The 15,445-nt window shown below is 71.4% G+C and carries 10 protein-coding genes, 1 tRNA gene and 1 other RNA gene; 4 read left to right on the top strand and 8 right to left on the bottom strand.

Annotation, left to right across the window (positions count from 1 at the left end; all coding sequences use genetic code 11):
* From E3O23_RS10445 to ffs, 8 genes are all read right to left on the bottom strand, one after another.
* Positions 1-1,825 (bottom strand): DNA polymerase III subunit gamma and tau (locus tag E3O23_RS10445; RefSeq protein WP_134490778.1); only part of this gene is annotated, 1,825 nt, incomplete at its 3' end.
* 256 nt (positions 1,826-2,081) lie between these two features.
* Positions 2,082-3,299: a formaldehyde dehydrogenase, glutathione-independent gene (fdhA, locus tag E3O23_RS10440; RefSeq protein ID WP_134490776.1), complete on the bottom strand. Its 1,218-nt coding sequence runs from the start codon at positions 3,297-3,299 to the stop codon at positions 2,082-2,084.
* 244 nt (positions 3,300-3,543) lie between these two features.
* Entirely contained in the window at positions 3,544-4,782 is a 1,239-nt protein-coding gene (locus tag E3O23_RS10435; protein ID WP_134490775.1) for an acetate/propionate family kinase, read from the bottom strand.
* Complete coding sequence (gene pta / locus E3O23_RS10430) at positions 4,779-7,064, bottom strand: phosphate acetyltransferase (RefSeq protein ID WP_134490773.1); 2,286 nt, start codon at positions 7,062-7,064, stop codon at positions 4,779-4,781. The genes E3O23_RS10435 and pta overlap by 4 nt, the downstream gene beginning before the upstream one ends.
* Before the next feature lie 120 nt (positions 7,065-7,184).
* Entirely contained in the window at positions 7,185-9,680 is a 2,496-nt protein-coding gene (locus tag E3O23_RS10425; protein ID WP_134490770.1) for a phosphoketolase family protein, read from the bottom strand.
* A gap of 114 nt (positions 9,681-9,794) precedes the next feature.
* The gene (locus E3O23_RS10420) at positions 9,795-10,592 is read right to left on the bottom strand and encodes an ABC transporter permease subunit (RefSeq protein ID WP_134490768.1); all 798 of its coding nucleotides are present in this window, start codon (positions 10,590-10,592) and stop codon (positions 9,795-9,797) included.
* The gene (locus E3O23_RS10415; protein WP_241983429.1) at positions 10,585-11,667 is read right to left on the bottom strand and encodes an ABC transporter ATP-binding protein; all 1,083 of its coding nucleotides are present in this window, start codon (positions 11,665-11,667) and stop codon (positions 10,585-10,587) included. Before E3O23_RS10415 ends, E3O23_RS10420 begins: the two co-directional genes overlap by 8 nt.
* Before the next feature lie 39 nt (positions 11,668-11,706).
* Positions 11,707-11,803: signal recognition particle sRNA small type (gene ffs / locus E3O23_RS10410), an RNA gene on the bottom strand.
* Positions 11,804-12,049: 246 nt separating this feature from the next.
* Between ffs and E3O23_RS10405 the strand changes: the two genes are divergently transcribed.
* The 4 genes from E3O23_RS10405 to E3O23_RS10390 form a co-directional block, all read left to right on the top strand.
* Positions 12,050-12,137: transfer RNA gene (locus E3O23_RS10405), tRNA-Ser, on the top strand.
* A 374-nt stretch (positions 12,138-12,511) separates the two neighbouring features.
* On the top strand, positions 12,512-13,837 hold the full coding sequence (locus E3O23_RS10400) for a ThiF family adenylyltransferase (protein WP_134490764.1): 1,326 nt from the start codon (positions 12,512-12,514) through the stop codon (positions 13,835-13,837).
* Positions 13,838-13,840: 3 nt separating this feature from the next.
* Positions 13,841-15,235, top strand: a complete 1,395-nt coding sequence (locus E3O23_RS10395) for a molybdopterin molybdotransferase MoeA (protein WP_134490762.1) — start codon at positions 13,841-13,843, stop codon at positions 15,233-15,235.
* Positions 15,232-15,445, top strand: a 214-nt coding sequence (locus E3O23_RS10390; RefSeq protein WP_166790487.1) for an NTP transferase domain-containing protein, incomplete at its 3' end; no start/stop codon positions are given. The genes E3O23_RS10395 and E3O23_RS10390, both read left to right, overlap by 4 nt.

The raw sequence follows: 15,445 nt of genomic DNA, 5'->3' as shown, positions 1-15,445 counted from the left end.
GCGCGGGCTGCGCGGCCGGCTGCGCGGATGCAGGTGCCGAAGCCGCGGATGCCGCCGCGGGCGGCTCAGCGGCGTTGGGCGGCGTGGCCGGCCGGCCCTGCTGCTGGCCGGCCTGTCCCGCGGAGCCGGCGGGAGCATCCGCGTCGCCGCGGGCGAGGAACTTGACCCGGATCCCGAGCACGCTCACGATGGCCGCGCGGAGGTAATCGCTGACGCCCTGGCCGGGGGCCTGCTGCTGCTTGAAGCTGGCGAGGTCCGACTCGCTCGGGAACGACATCACGAGCACGTCGTTCTCGCGCAGTTCGCTGACCCGCGCGGTGAAGACGACGAGCCAGGCGCTGAGTTTCGCGGCCTTGACGGCCTCGAGGACCTCGGGCCAGGCATCCTTGACCTGCTGCAGGGTGACCGGTCCGACCTGCCTGGGAGTTGCGGGGGCCGCGGGGGCGGCAGCGGGAGTAGCGGCAGGCGCGGCCGCGGCGGCAACGGGAGTAGCGGGCGCGGCGGGCGGCGTCGCGGAAACCGGTCGTGTGGGCTGGGTGTCGGCGGAAACCGGAGATTCCGACCGGCTTCCGGCGCGTGCTCCGGTGCTGGCCGCCGCCGGGGCATCCGTGCGGCCGGCCGCGGGCGTCTGCACCGGCGCGTCGACGGCCACCTGGCCATCGACGCCGATGCGGCGCTCGAGCCGTTCGACGCGGGCGAGCGCACCGCGGTTCGAGTCGTCGCTGGCCGGGATGAGCGAGCGGGCGACCATGAGCTCGAGGTGCAGGCGCGGCGAGGTCGCACCGGTCATTTCGGTGAGGGCGGCGTTCAGGATGTCGGCGGTGCGGGACAGCTCGGCCGGCCCGAACTTCGCGGCCTGCACGGCCATCTGGTCCAGTTCGTCCTGCGGCACGCCGCGGAGCACGGCGGCCGCGCCCGCCGCAGAGGTCGCGGCGACGACGATGAGGTCGCGCATCCGTTCGAGGAGGTCCTCGACGAAACGGCGCGGGTCCTGGCCCGTCTGGATGACGCGGTCGACGGCGTCGAAGGCGGACCCGGAGTCGCGCGCGGCGATGGCGTCGATGGCCTCGTCGAGCAGCGCTCCGTGCGTGTAGCCGAGCAGGGCCACGGCGCGCTCGTACTCGATGGTTTCGGAGTCGGAGCCGGCCATCAGCTGGTCGAGCAGGGACAGGGTGTCGCGCGGGGATCCGCCGCCGGCGCGCACGACAAGCGGGAGCACACCGGGGGCGACCTGCATGTTCTCGGCGTCGCACATCTTCTGCACGTACTCGAGCATCGGGGCGGGCGGCACGAGCCGGAACGGGTAGTGGTGGGTGCGCGAACGGATGGTGCCGATGACCTTTTCGGGCTCGGTCGTCGCGAAGATGAACTTGATGTGCTCCGGCGGCTCTTCGACGATCTTGAGCAGCGCGTTGAAGCCCTGCGGCGTCACCATGTGGGCCTCGTCGAGGATGAAGATCTTGTAGCGGTCGCGGGCGGGCGCGAAGATCGCGCGCTCACGGATGTCGCGGGCGTCGTCGACACCGTTGTGGCTGGCCGCATCGATCTCGACCACGTCGAGCGAGCCGCCGCCGTCGCGGGAGAGCTCCACACAGCTGGGGCAGACGCCGCAGGGCGTGTCGGTGGGTCCCTCGGCGCAGTTCAGGCAGCGGGCGAGGATGCGCGCGGACGTGGTCTTGCCGCAGCCGCGCGGCCCGCTGAACAGGTAGGCGTGATTGACACGGTTGGTGCGGAGCGCCGTCATGAGCGGATCGGTCACTTGTGACTGGCCGATCATTTCGGCGAACGTCTCTGGCCGGTAGCGGCGATACAGTGCGGTGACCACAAGTCAATGGTAGTCGGCGCCGCTGACAAAGAGCCGCGGCCGGGCAGTTGTCCGGCCGGGGGTCCGGCGGGCCGAGTCTCCCTCCCACGGCGATCCGGCACGGGCATCCGCCACGGTGGGCGCCCAGTTTGACCGTTGCGGTCGACTTTGCCTGGGGCGTGCCTGTCAATCTCGACCGGAGCCGTCAGACTCGGCGGCGGACGAACGGCCCGGGCGAGGGGGTTCCTCGTCCGGGCCGCCTGAAGTGCCGGTCGAATCAGCTCTTGACGTACTCGTTCGGGTTGAGAACGTACTTCGTCGCAGCGCCGGCGTCGAACTCGGCGTAGCCGCGCGGGGCATCCTCCAAGCTGATGGCCTTGGCGTTCACGGCCTTCGCGATCTGCACCTTGTCGTGCAGGATCGCCATCATCAGCTGGCGGTTGTACTTCATCACCGGGCACTGTCCGGTGGTGAAGGAGAGCGACTTGGCCCAGCCGAGGCCGAGCCTCAGGGACAGGTTGCCGGTCTGGGCTGCCGCATCGGCCGCGCCAGGGTCGCCGGTGACGTAGAGCCCCGGGATGCCCATCGCACCGCCGGCCGCCGTCACCGTCATCAGCGAGTTGAGCACGGTCGCGGGGGCCTCGGACGACGCATCCTTGCCGTGTCCCCTGGCCTCGAAGCCGACCGCGTCGACTCCGGCGTCGACCTCCGGGACGCCGAGGATCTGTTCGATCTGGTCCTGCGGCTCGCCCTTGGTCAGGTTCACCGTTTCGCAGCCGAAGCTGCGGGCCTGCGCCAGGCGGTCCTCGTTGAGGTCGCCGACGATGACAACGGCGGCGCCGAGCAGCTGGGCGGATACCGCGGCGGCCAGACCGACGGGGCCTGCCCCGGCCACATAGACGGTGGAGCCGACGCCCACGCCGGCGGTCACCGCGCCGTGGAAGCCGGTCGGGAAGATGTCGGAGAGCATGGTCAGGTCCATGATCTTCTCCAGCGCCTGGTCCCGGTCGGGGAACTTCAGCAGGTTCCAGTCGGCGTATGGCACGAGCACGTACTCGGCCTGACCGCCCACCCAGCCGCCCATGTCGACATATCCGTAGGCGCTGCCGGGCCGGTCCGGGTTGACGTTGAGGCAGATTCCGGTCTTGCGTTCCTTGCAGTTCCGGCACCGGCCGCAGGAGATGTTGAACGGGACGGAGACGATGTCGCCGACCTTGATGAACTCGACATCCGGCCCGGTCTCAACCACCTCGCCGGTGATCTCGTGGCCGAGCACCAGATTCGCCGGGGCGGTGGTGCGCCCCCGGACCATGTGCTGGTCGGATCCGCAGATGTTCGTGGTCACCGTCTTCAGGATCACGCCGTGCGGGACTTTTCGGCCGACGTTGGCCGGATTGACTCCCGGCCCGTCTTTCAATTCGAAGCTGGGGTAGTCGATGTCGATGACCTCGACGACTCCCGGGCTCTTGTAGGCAACTGCTCTGTTCCCGGTCATGAAAGTACCTTCCTAGTTCGTTCTGCCGATCGGGGTTCGCCCGATCCGCGCATTGATTTCTCTAGTTGGTTCCCTTCGACTCCACTACATGCGCGCCGCAAGCGCAACCCGACGGGTCGTCAAACTTGGCGCAATGTCGCGGCGAAAGTCGCCGATAATGCCCAGAATCGCCGCTGCAATGGCGACTCTGGGCGGAAATGGCGAGTCTCGGCGGACGGGACGGGACGGGGGCGGGACGGCTCGGCTAGAGGACCGAGAGAGCCTGGCGGGCGATCTCGAGCTCCTCGTTGGTGGGGACGACCAGCACGGCCACGGCCGAGTCGTCGGTGGAGATCAGGCGCGGGCCGCGGGCGGGCGACGCGTTGCGTTCCGGGTCGATCCGGATGCCGAACGCCTCAAGCCCGGCCAGCGAGCGTTCCCGCACCAGGGCATTGTTCTCGCCGACGCCGGCCGTGAAGGAGATCACGTCGACCGTGCCGAGCTGCGCGAAGTAGTTGCCGACGTAGCCCTTGAGCCGGTGCAGGTAGACGCCGAGCGCCAGTTCCGCCGGGCCGTCGCCGGCCGATGCGGCACTGATCACGTCGCGCATGTCCCCGCGCCCGGTCAGGCCGAGCAGCCCGCTCCCCCGGTTGAGCAGCTCGTCGAGCTCGTCGATGCCGATGCCGGCCTTGCGGTGCAGGTGGAACAGCACGCCGGGGTCGATGTCGCCCGATCGCGTGCCCATCACGAGGCCCTCGAGCGGCGTCATGCCCATGCTCGTCTCGACCGAGAGTCCGCCGCGAACCGCGCAGACGGATGCCCCGTTGCCGAGGTGCAGCACGATCTGGTTGAGCTCCTCCACGGGCCGGCCCAGGAACGCCGCGCCGGCGTGGGCGACGAAGCGGTGGGACGTGCCGTGGAAGCCGTAGCGGCGGATCCGGAAACGCTCGGCCAGGTCGGCGTTGATCGCGTAGGTGAACGCCTCGGCCGGAAGGGTCTGGTGGAAGGCGGTGTCGAAGATCGCCACGTGCGGCACGTCGGGGAACCCCCGCTCCGCGGCGACGATGCCCTCCAGGGCACCGGGATTGTGCAGGGGGGCCAGCGCCGAGAGGTCGTCGATGTCCCGCTGCACGCCCGGCGTGATCCGGGTCGGTTCCTGGAAGCGCGCGCCGCCGTGCACGACACGGTGGCCGACCGCGACGGGCGAGTGCTCGCGGAGCGACGGGCCGTGCTGCTCGAACGCGTCGAGCATGACCTGGAAGCCGACGGTGTGGTCGGGGATCGGGAGTTCGCGCGCGAAGCGGGCCGAGCCCGAGCCCGAGCCAGCGCCGGCTGCCGCAGACCCCGCGGCGGCGGCGCCGTCGCCGACCGTGTGCGCCGCCTGGCCCATCGCCTCGCCGATGCGCTCGACCAGGCCGCCGGCCAGGACGGACTCCGTGTCCATCTCGATCAGCTGGTATTTGAAGGAGGACGACCCCGAGTTGACGACGAGGACCGCGGTCATGCGATTGCGGCCGTCGGCCCGGTCACCCAGTGGCTCGCGGCCGCCTGCGATGCCGTCACCGGCGCGCCGGCGGGAGCGGCCAGAGCCGCCGCGGCCTGCGCGTCCGACAGCGCCGCCGCCTGGATCGCGGTGATCGCGACCGTGTTGACAATGTCCTGCACGAGCGCTCCGCGGGAGAGGTCGTTGACCGGCTTCCGCAGGCCCTGGAGGACCGGGCCGATCGCGACGGCGCCGGCGCTGCGCTGCACGGCCTTGTAGGTGTTGTTGCCGGTGTTGAGGTCGGGGAAGATGAACACGGTGGCGCGGCCGGCCACGGCGGAACCGGGCATCTTCGTGGCCGCGACGGCGGCATCCGCTGCGGCGTCGTACTGGATCGGGCCCTCCACGGGCAGGTCGGGGCGGCGCGCCCGCACGAGCGCGGTCGCGGCCCGCACCTTCTCGACGTCGGCGCCCTCGCCGGATTCGCCGGTCGAGTAGGAGAGCATCGCCACGCGCGGTTCGATGCCGAACTGGGTCGCCGTGTCCGAGGCGGAGATGGCGATGTCGGCCAGTTGCTCCGCGGTGGGGTCGGGGATGACCGCGCAGTCGCCGTAGACGAGCACCCGGTCGGCGAGGGCCATCAGGAACACGCTCGAGACGACGGAGACGTCCGGCCGGGTCTTGATGATCTGCAGGCCGGGCCGGATGGTGTGCGCCGTCGTGTGCCCGGCGCCGGAGACCATTCCGTCGGCCAGGCCGAGCTGCACCATCATGGTGCCGAAGTAGGAGACGTCGGTGACGACATCCCTGGCCTGCTCGAAGGTGACGCCCTTGTGCGCGCGCAGCCGCATGTACTCCTCGGCGAACTTGAGCCGGAGCACGTCGTCGAACGGGCTCACCACGTGCGCCCTGGAGATGTCCAGGCCGAGCTCGATCGCCCGGGAGCGCACCTCGAACTCCTCGCCGAGGATCGTCAGTTCCACGACGTCGCGGGCGAGCAGCGTCGCCGCGGCGCGGAGGATCCGGTCGTCGTCGCCCTCGGGCAGCACGATGTGCTTGCGGTTCTGCCTGGCCCGTTCAAGCAGCGTGTACTCGAACATGAGCGGGGTGACGACGTCGGCCTGGCTGACCTCGAGCCGGTCGAGAAGGGCGGCGGCGTCGACGTGCTTCTCGAACAGGGCGAGCGCCGTGTCGTGCTTGCGCTGGGAGTCCGCGGCCAGCCGGCCGCGGGTGTGCGTGATCCGCAACGCCGTCTCGTAGGAGCCCATGTCGGTGCGGATGATGGGCACGGAAGGCGCGAGGCCCTCGACCAGCCGTTCGATCACGTCGGGCAGCTCGAAGCCGCCGTTCAGCACGACCCCGGCGATCGACGGGAACGTGGCGGAGGAGTTGGCCAGGAGCACGGCGAGCAGCACGTCGGCGCGGTCGCTGGGGATGACGACGACCGACCCTTCGATCAGGCGCGGCAGCACGTTGGCCATCGACATCGCGGCGACGACGACGCCGAGCGCCTCGCGGGAGAGCATCTCCGGGTCGCCGGTGACCAGGGTGCCGTCGATGGCCGCCATGATGCTGCGCATGCTCGGCGCCACGAGGTAGGGGTCTTCGGGGATGATCCAGACCGGGACGTCGGTGGTTCCGGTGGGGAGCAGGGCGGGGTCCACGGCGACCGAACGCACCGCGGCGACGAGCTCGTCGCTGCAGGTCGGATCGGCACGGTTGACGATCATGGCCAGGAGCGAGACGTGCTCGTCCCGCAGTTCGGCGAGGGCGACATCCGTCAACTGGCGGATGTCTTCGGGCGAGCGCGGGTCGCTCTGGCCGAGCCGTTCCCCCTTGGCAAACTGTTCGCCCTGGTTCGGGCCGACGCGGCCGCCGAGCACGAGCAGCACCGGGGCGCCGAGGTTCGCGGCAATGCGGGCGTTGAAGGCGAGCTCGGTGGGGCTGCCGACATCCGTGTAGTCGGAGCCGATGACGACGACGGTGTCGCACTGGGCCTCGACGGCCTTGTAGCGCGCCACGATCCGGGCGAGCGCCGCCTCGGGGTTGGCGTGCACATCGTCGTAGGTGACGCCGACGCACTGCTCGTAGCTCAGCCCGGGGGCCGCGCCCGGTGCGGCGCCGGCCGCGAGGTGGGCCCGCAGGAGTTCCAGCACGTAGTCGGGCTCGTTGGACGACCGGGCGATCGGGCGGAAGGCGGCGACGCGCTCGACCGAATGCGACAACGTGTCGAGCACGCCCAGGGCGATGCTCGATTTGCCGGTGTTGCCCTCCGCGGAGGTGATGTAAATGCTTCGTGCCACCCCTCTACAGTATCGGGCGGTTTTCGGTTTGAGTTGCGGAGAAAGTACCCTCGATTTGCCAACGAAGGTACTTTCCCCGCAACTCAGCCGGGGATCGAGCGGGAGGGAGAAAGGGCGCGGCTAGGTGTTGTCGCCTCCGGTGGCATCGAACGCACCGGATGCCGCGCCCGCGCCTTCCCAGGTCCACTCGGTGACCTCGGGGATGTCTTCGCCGAAATCACGGGTGTACTGCGTGGCGCGGAGGCGGGCATCCTCCATCTCCTGGCGGAGCACGCCCGCGCGGGCGCCGAGCCCCGGCACCCGGTCGATCACGTCGATGACCAGGTGGTACCGGTCGAGGTCGTTGAGCATGACCATGTCGAACGGGGTCGTGGTCGTGCCGTTCTCCTTGTAGCCGCGCGCATGCAGGTTGTCGTGCCCGTTGCGGCGGTAGGTCAGCCGGTGGATCAGCCACGGGTAGCCGTGGTACGCGAAGATGATCGGCTTGTCGGTGGTGAACATCGAGTCGAACTCGCGGTCGCTCATCCCGTGCGGGTGTTCGCTCTCCGACTGCAGCACCATCAGGTCGACGACGTTGACGACGCGCACCTTGAGCTCGGGCATCCGTTCACGCAGGATCGACGCCGCGGCGAGCACCTCGAGGGTCGGCACGTCGCCGGCGGCGGCGAGCACGACATCCGGCTCGGACCCGGGCTGTTCGGTGCCGGCCCAGTCGAAGATGCCGGCGCCGCGGCTGCAGTGCGCGATCGCCTGGTCCATGGTCAGCCAGTTCGGGCCGGGCTGCTTGCCGGCGACGACGACGTTGACGTAGTCGACGCTGCGCAGGCAGTGGTCGTAGGTGGAGAGCAGGGTGTTCGCATCGAACGGGAAATAGACCCGCACGACATCCGAACTCTTGTTGACGACGTGGTCGACGAAGCCGGGGTCCTGGTGGGAGAAGCCGTTGTGGTCCTGGCGCCAGACGTGCGAGCTGAGCAGGTAGTTCAGGCTCGACACCGGGCGGCGCCACGGGATCTCCCGGCTGACCTTGAGCCACTTGGCATGCTGGTTGAACATCGAGTCGATGATGTGGATGAACGCCTCGTAGCAGTTGAAGAGGCCGTGCCGGCCGGTGAGCAGGTAGCCCTCGAGCCAGCCCTGGCACTGGTGCTCGCTGAGCATCTCCATCACCCGCCCGGCGCGGGCCAGGTTCGTGTCGCCGGGCAGCAGCTGCGCGTCCCATTGCTTGTCGGTCGCCTCGTAGACCGCCGGCGCCAGGCGGTTGGAGGCCGTCTCATCCGGCCCGAAGATGCGGAAGTTGTCGGGGTTCTCGCGGATGACGTCGGCCAGCCAGGTGCCGAGCACCCGGGTGGCCTCGCCGATGGTCGCGCCCGGCGAGGGCACATCGACGGCGTAGTTGCGGAAGTCCGGCAGGCGGAGGTCGCGGCGGAGCACGCCGCCGTTGGCGACCGGGTTCGCGCTCATCCGCAGGTCGCCGTCCGGGGCGTGGGCCGTGATCTGCCTGCTCGGCGCCCCCGACTCGTCGAAGAGTTCCTCCGGGCGGTAGGACGCCATCCAGTTCTCCAGCAGCGTGGTGTGCGCCGCGGTGTCCCTGGCGTTGCCGAGCGGCACCTGGTGCGCCCGCCAGGTGCCCTCGACCTGCACGCCGTCGACGACGGGCGGGCAGGTCCAGCCCTTCGGCGTGCGCAGGATGATCATCGGCCAGCGCGGGCGCTCGGTGTCGCCGGCGGCGGCGCGGAGCTTGATCGCGCCGATCTCGTTGAGCACCAGGTCGAGCGTCTGCGCCATCCGCTGGTGCACGACGAGCGGGTCTTCGCCGTCGAAGCCGCCGGACACGATGTGCGGCTGGTGCCCGTAGCCGCGCATCAGCTCGAGCAGTTCCGCCTCGGGGATCCGGGCCAGCACCGTCGGGTTGGCGATCTTGTAGCCGTTGAGGTGCAGGATCGGCAGCACGACGCCATCCTGCAGCGGGTTGACGAACTTGTTCGAATGCCAGCTCGTGGCCAGCGGCCCGGTCTCGGCCTCGCCGTCGCCGACGACGGCGGCGACGAGCAGGTCGGGGTTGTCGAAGGCCGCGCCGTACGCGTGGCTGAGGGCGTAGCCGAGTTCGCCGCCCTCGTGGATCGAGCCGGGGGTCTCCGGGGCGACGTGGCTGGGGATGCCGCCGGGGAAGGAGAACTGCCGGAACAGCCGGCGCATCCCGTCGACGCTCTGGTCGATGTCGGAGTAGATCTCGGAGTAGGTGCCGTCGAGCCACGCGCTCGCGACGAGTCCGGGGCCGCCGTGGCCGGGGCCGGTGACGTAGAGGGTGCTCTGCTTGCGCTCGCGGATGACCCGGTTGAGGTGCGCGTAGAGGAAGTTGAGGCCGGGGGTCGTCCCCCAGTGCCCGACCAGGCGGCGTTTCACGTGCTCGGCGGTGAGCGGCTCGCGCAGCAGCGGGTTGTCGAGCAGGTAGATCTGGCCGACCGAGAGGTAGTTGGCGGCCCGCCAGAACGCGTCGACGCCGGCGAGCGCCGCATCGTCGAGGGGCGCCGGCTGCCGGGTCGGCCACGGGGTGGCGGCGGCGGGGGTGGCTGCTGTGGAAGCTGCTGGGGAAGCTGTGAACGGGGAAGACATGGAGTCCCTTCGGCCATCGTGCGACGTTCGACATCCGGCCATCGCGCATACGCGTGGGCCCTGCCCCGCCCATCCTAGGGACGACCCGGCCCGGCGGGATAGGGCGCGGCGGGCTCAGACGGAGACGTCGCGGCGGTTCAGCCCCACCAGGGCGAGCGCGACGAGCGCCACGCTGAGGCCGGCCAGCAGGGCAAACCCGCCCCAGTCCGCCCCGTTGACCAGCGGCTGGTTGCCGTAGGCCCAGTGGTACGGGGAGAGAGTGTGCATCCATTCGAGGTTGTCGCCCTGGTTGCCGAGGGCGTTGAGCGCGTAGCCGAGCACCGCGACGGCGGCACCGGCGACGATCGCCGGCACGCGGCGGCCGGTCCACGCGCCGACGCACAGCGCCATCGCGCCGGACAGCAGGGCCAGCGCGGCGAAGACGACGGATGTCTCCAACGCGTTGCCGACGTCGATGCCGAGGTCCGCCGGGCCGTTCAGCGCCAGCACGAGGGCGAGGGTGACGCCGGCGAGGATGATGACCTTGAGGGTCATCGCCAGGGCACGCTCGAGCACGACCTGGTTGCGGGAGACCGCGTGGGCCAGGGTCAGTTCGAGCCGGCCGGCCTCCTCGTCGCCGCCGACGGCCTGTCCGCCCCAGCCGACCGCCGCGATGGTCAGGAACGCGAACCCGAGCAGGCCGTAAATCGTGGCCTGGACGTAGCCGGGGCCGGAGGCCATGAGGTCGTAATTCAGCGCCTTGATCAGGCCCTGCGGCATGCTCTCCATGACCTGCGCGATGCTCGCGTCGCCGAAGGAGCGGTGCAGCGGCAGGTAGACGAGCGTCATCCCGGCGATGGCCGCGGCCCAGCCGACGAGCCCGGGCCAGGTGTCCCTGGCCGCCTTGGCGAAGAGCGGCAGGAAGCTAGGCATGACCCGCGCGTCCCGGCGACGTGGTTTCGGTGCCGGTTTCGGGGCCGGGGTGGGCGTCCGAGTCGGAGTCGGGGTCCGGGTCCGGGTCCGAGTCCGAGTCCGAGTCCGAGGCCGAATTCGTGTCCGTCTCCGTCTCCGAGTAGAGGGTCAGCACGGCCTCCTCGAGGTTGGGTTCCTCGATCACGAGGTCCTGCAGCGGCAGCTCGGCGACCGCGGCCACGAACGGCCCCACCGCCCCGGCGATGGTCGCCCGGCACTCGATGACCGGGCCGAGTTCCGCGCCGGCGGGGAGCCGGCGAGTGTCGAGGGCGCCGACGCCGGGGATTCCGGCCACGCGCTGGGCGACCGCCGTCTCCGACAGGCCGGTCGTGACGATGCGCGCGTGACGGACGGCCGACTGGCGCAGTTCGGCCACGGTGGCGGTCTTCACGACGCTGCCCTGGCGGAGGATGGCGACCGAGTCGGCGGCATCCTGCACCTCACTGAGCACATGCGAGCTGAGGAAAATGGTCTGGCCGGCGGCGGTGGCTTCGCGCGCCATGGCCTGGAACTGCTGCTGGACCAGGGGGTCGAGGCCGCTGGTGGGCTCGTCGAGAACGAGCAGCCGCGGGCGGTGCATGAAGGCCTGGATCAGGCTGAGCTTCTGCTTGTTGCCCTTGGAGAGCCGGCGCACCCGCTCGTCGAGGTCGAGCCCGAGGGTCTCCGCGAGCTCGTCGATGCGGCCGGGTTCGACCGGGCCGCTGATCGACGCGAAGTCGTCCAGCAGCCTTCTGGCGGTGAGCCCGCTCTGCAAGTGGAGCTCCCCGGGGAGGAAGCCGATCCGGCTACGCAGTTCCGGCCCGCCCGCCCGCGGAGAGACGCCGAGCACCCGGATCTCCCCCGACGTCGGACGGATGATGTCCAGCAGCAGCCGCATCAGGGTGGTCTTGCCGGCGCCGTTGGGGCCGATCACGCCGAAGACGCATCCGCTCGGAATCGCCAGGTCGATTCCGGCCAGCGCGACGGTGCGGCCGAAGCGTTTCACCAGGCCGCGGGTTTCCACGGCATAATCGCCGGAGGACGTCGGGAGAGTCACGCCGACATCATGGCACCGGCGCCGGTGCGCCATAAGGGAAAAAAGGACTCCTCGCGCACCCACCAGAGCCCGGTTACCCTTGCTACGTTTCCGTCCTGGGGGAGTTGGCCGAGATAGCGCCACGCGAGGAGCCGCCCTTAGTTTAGGCGGGACAGGCGCGGCAGCCCAAACCGGGCCAACGGGCGGGCGGGCGGGGCCCGCGAATTCGGCCGTCGGCGCGGCATCCGCGGGGCTCGCGGGGCGCCGAGCGGGGGCCCTTGGGCGGCCTGCGCGGGGCTCGTGTGGGGCCGAGCGGGCCTCGGATGAGGCGGCGGCGGCAACGGCCTCTGGAAACAGGTAAGATTCTCTGGTGCCGTTCCTCTCTCCGAGGATCGGCCGGCCAGGAGAATTCGCCTAGTGGCCTATGGCGCACGCTTGGAAAGCGTGTTGGGTGAAAGCCCTCGGGGGTTCGAATCCCCCATTCTCCGCCAAAGCAAAAGCGTGTTGGGTGAAAGCACAGCGCCCACTCGCGGCGTTCGAACCCCCCATTCTCCGCCAAAGCAAAAGCGTGTTGAGTGAAAGCACAGCGCCCACTCGCGGCGTTCGAACCCCCCATTCTCCGCCACGTAGTCCCCGCGAAACCGCAGTTGTGCGCGCTAAACCATGCTCAGAACGCGCACAACTGCAGTTTCGCGGAGGGCGGGACAGCCGCATCAGGTTGAGTTGCGGAGAAAGCACCTTCGTTGGCGCGGGGAAGGTACTTTGTCCGCGACTCAGTTGGCGACACGTGACTCAGTTGGCGGCGCAGGCAAATGGGCGTGCGCGTGATGGGGCGTGCACCAGCCGCACGCCGTACCGTGGGGGTATGACCATTCCTCCCCTCGTCGAGCCCGTCGCCGAGCTCAGCGCCGCCGAGTCCGCCCGCACCGTCCGCCAGCGCGGGCTTCCCCCGCTCGCCGAGATCGACCGCCGCCGGCTGGCCAACGCCCGCGTGCTCGTCCTCGGCGCCGGACGGCTCGGCTCCCCCGCTGTGCGGAACCTGGCGTCCGCCGGTGTCGGCACGATCGGGATCGTCGCCGCCGACGACATCGGGCCGGAAGCCGGGCCGCCGGCCAGGCCGGCCGGTCGCCACGCGGCGGAGCCGGCAACGGATGCCCGGGCCGAGACACTGGCCGAGACCTTGGCCGAGGCATCCGCCGACGCGGCGGCCGACGACATGGCCGAGCTGGCCGCCGAGCTGGCCGCCGAGCTCGCCGCCGAGCTCGCGCCGGAGGCCGTCATCGTGCGCCACCCCGGGCGGCTCACCCCCGACAACGCGTTCGAGATCCTCGGCGGCTACGACCTCGTGATCGACGGCGCCGACCACTTCCCCGCGCCGTTCCTCGCCAACGACACCTGCGCCGCCCTCGGATTGCCGCTGGTCTGGGCATCCGTGCTGCACGGCGACGCACAGCTGTCGGTCTTCTGGGCCCACCCGCCCGCCGGCAGCGACGTCACCGGCGTGCACTTGCGCGACCTCTACCCCGCCCCGCCCGCGCCGGGCGAACGGCCGGTCTCCCCCGACGCCGACGTGCTCGGCGCGCTCTGCGGCCAGCTCGGCTCGCTGATGGCCGGAGAGGCGATCAAGCTCATCACCGGCGTGGCCGAGCCGCTGATCGGGCGCCGCCTGGTCATCGACGCGCTGTCCGGGCAATTCACCGAAACCGCGCTGCTCGGCATGGGCGTTCCCGCGGCCTGCGCGGTGCCCACCGCGGTCTCCGCCGTCGCCGGATCCGCGTCCGCCAGTTCCGGTCCCGCCGACTGGCCGACGATTTCCGCCGCCGAACTCGTCGACCGGATGACGGCGCGCGCGGCCGGCACGGACGCCCTGCTCGTCGTCGACGTGCGCGAGCCCGGCGAGCACGCCGAAAGCGCCGTGCCCGGCTCCCTGCTGCTGCCGCTCGACCGGATCCTCACCGCTGCGGGCCAGGCCGACCTCCCCCGCGACGTCTCGCTCGTGCTGCACTGCCACCGCGGGACCCGGGCCGACCGCGCCGCGGCGTCCCTGCGGGGCGCGGGCTTCACCGACGTGTCGGTGCTCTCCGGCGGCATCGTCGCCTGGGACGACGCCGTCGCCGGCGGCACCGCCCCCGGCCGCGGCAGCGAGTGGGCGGACACCCTGTCGGCACAACCCGCCCCGGCCCAGGGCTGAGCCATGACCGGGCAGGGGCACGGGCACGGCGAGGCGCACGAGCAGAAGCGCGGGCAGGAGCACGGGCGCGAGCGCGCGCAGGAGCACGAGCACGGCCAGGAGCACGAACACGGGCACGACCACGGCGGTGAGCCCGCGTCCGATGACTGCGCGGTGCCGGCATCCGCCCGCAGCGTCGCCGAGCAGCAGGGCGCCGTGTTGTCCACCGTGGCCCCGCTGCCCCCGGTGCACGTCACCCTCGACGAGGCGCGCGGGCTGGTGCTCGCCGAGGACATCCGCAGCGCCACCGACATCCCGCCGTTCGACAACTCGGCCATGGACGGCTACGCCGTGCGCCGGGCCGACGTGCAGGCCGCCTCCCCCGCGGCCCCGGTCACCCTTCCCGTGATCGCCGACCTCGCCGCCGGCACGGCCGAGAACCCGCAGATCGGCGCCGGCCAGGCCGCCCGGATCATGACCGGGGCGCCCATCCCCGACGGCGCGGATGCCGTGGTGCCGATCGAGGACACCGACCGCGGCACCGAGACGGTCGCCATCGTGCGGGCGCCGGTGCCCTCCGCCCACCTGCGGCGCGCCGGCGAGGACGTCCGCGCGGGCGACACCGTGCTGGTCGCGGGCGTTCGGCTCGGGCCGACGAGGCTGGCCGCGGCGGCGAGCGCCGGGGCCGGGACCCTGTCGGCGCATCCGGCCCCCCGGGTTGCCGTGATCTCGACCGGCAGCGAGCTGGTGCCGCCCGGCCAGGCCACCGGCCGCGGGCAGATCCCCGATTCCAATTCCTTCCTGCTCGCCGCCGCCGTCGCCGAGGCCGGCGGGGTTGCGGTTCGCCTGGGTTCGGTGGCCGACGACGAGGACGCGCTCCGCGAGTTGCTGGCCGCGCAGGCCGGCCTGGTGGACGCGTTCGTGCTCTCCGGCGGGGTCAGCGTCGGCGCCTACGACGTGGTCAAGGCCGTGCTCGCCCCGCTCGACACGATGAGGTTCGGGCCGGTGAAGATGCAGCCGGGCAAGCCGCAGGGCTTTGGCCGCTGGAGCCCCGGTCCGGATGGCTCGCCCGGACCGGTCATCTTTGCCCTGCCCGGCAACCCGGTCAGCGCCTACGTCTCGTTCGAGGTGTTCGTGCGGCCGGCGCTGCGCCGGATGCAGGGCCACACCGACCTGCACCGCCCGACCGTGACCGCGACCGTGGCCGACGGCTGGACGTCGCCGCCGGGCCGCGCCCAGTACATGCCGGTCACGGTGGAGCGCGACGGCTCCTCCACCGTGGTGCGCCGGGCCACCGCCGGCGGCTCGGGCTCGCACCTCGTCGCCGGGCTCGGCCAGGCGACCGGGCTGGCGATCGTGCCGGAAGACGTGACCCGGGTGGCCGCGGGCGACCTGGTCACGGTCATGCTCACGTCATGACGCCGAAGGGGCGGGAGCCCGAGCCGGAGCCCCAGCGGATGCCCGAGCATCTGCCCGTCCGGATCGTGCCCGACCTGATCGTGCTCGCCGGGGGGCGCGGCAGCCGCCTGGGCGGGGCGGCCAAGCCGTCCGTCGCGGTGGCCGGCCGCACGCTGCTGTCCCGCGCGCTGGACGCCCGGGCGCTGGCCGGGCGCACCGTCGTCGTGGGGC

Source organism: Cryobacterium tagatosivorans (assembly GCF_004402215.1).
GTDB classification, from domain to species: Bacteria; Actinomycetota; Actinomycetes; order Actinomycetales; family Microbacteriaceae; genus Cryobacterium; species Cryobacterium tagatosivorans.
This window is presented reverse-complemented; position numbering and strand designations above follow the sequence as displayed.

Coding starts and splice junctions, on each gene's coding strand:
- E3O23_RS10420 (WP_134490768.1), bottom strand. CDS start 10,592: ATGCCTAGCTTCCTGCCGCTCTTCGCCAAGGCGGCCAGGGACACCTGG.
- E3O23_RS10425 (WP_134490770.1), bottom strand. CDS start 9,680: ATGTCTTCCCCGTTCACAGCTTCCCCAGCAGCTTCCACAGCAGCCACC.
- fdhA (WP_134490776.1), bottom strand. CDS start 3,299: ATGACCGGGAACAGAGCAGTTGCCTACAAGAGCCCGGGAGTCGTCGAG.
- E3O23_RS10435 (WP_134490775.1), bottom strand. CDS start 4,782: ATGACCGCGGTCCTCGTCGTCAACTCGGGGTCGTCCTCCTTCAAATAC.
- E3O23_RS10400 (WP_134490764.1), top strand. CDS start 12,512: ATGACCATTCCTCCCCTCGTCGAGCCCGTCGCCGAGCTCAGCGCCGCC.
- E3O23_RS10395 (WP_134490762.1), top strand. CDS start 13,841: ATGACCGGGCAGGGGCACGGGCACGGCGAGGCGCACGAGCAGAAGCGC.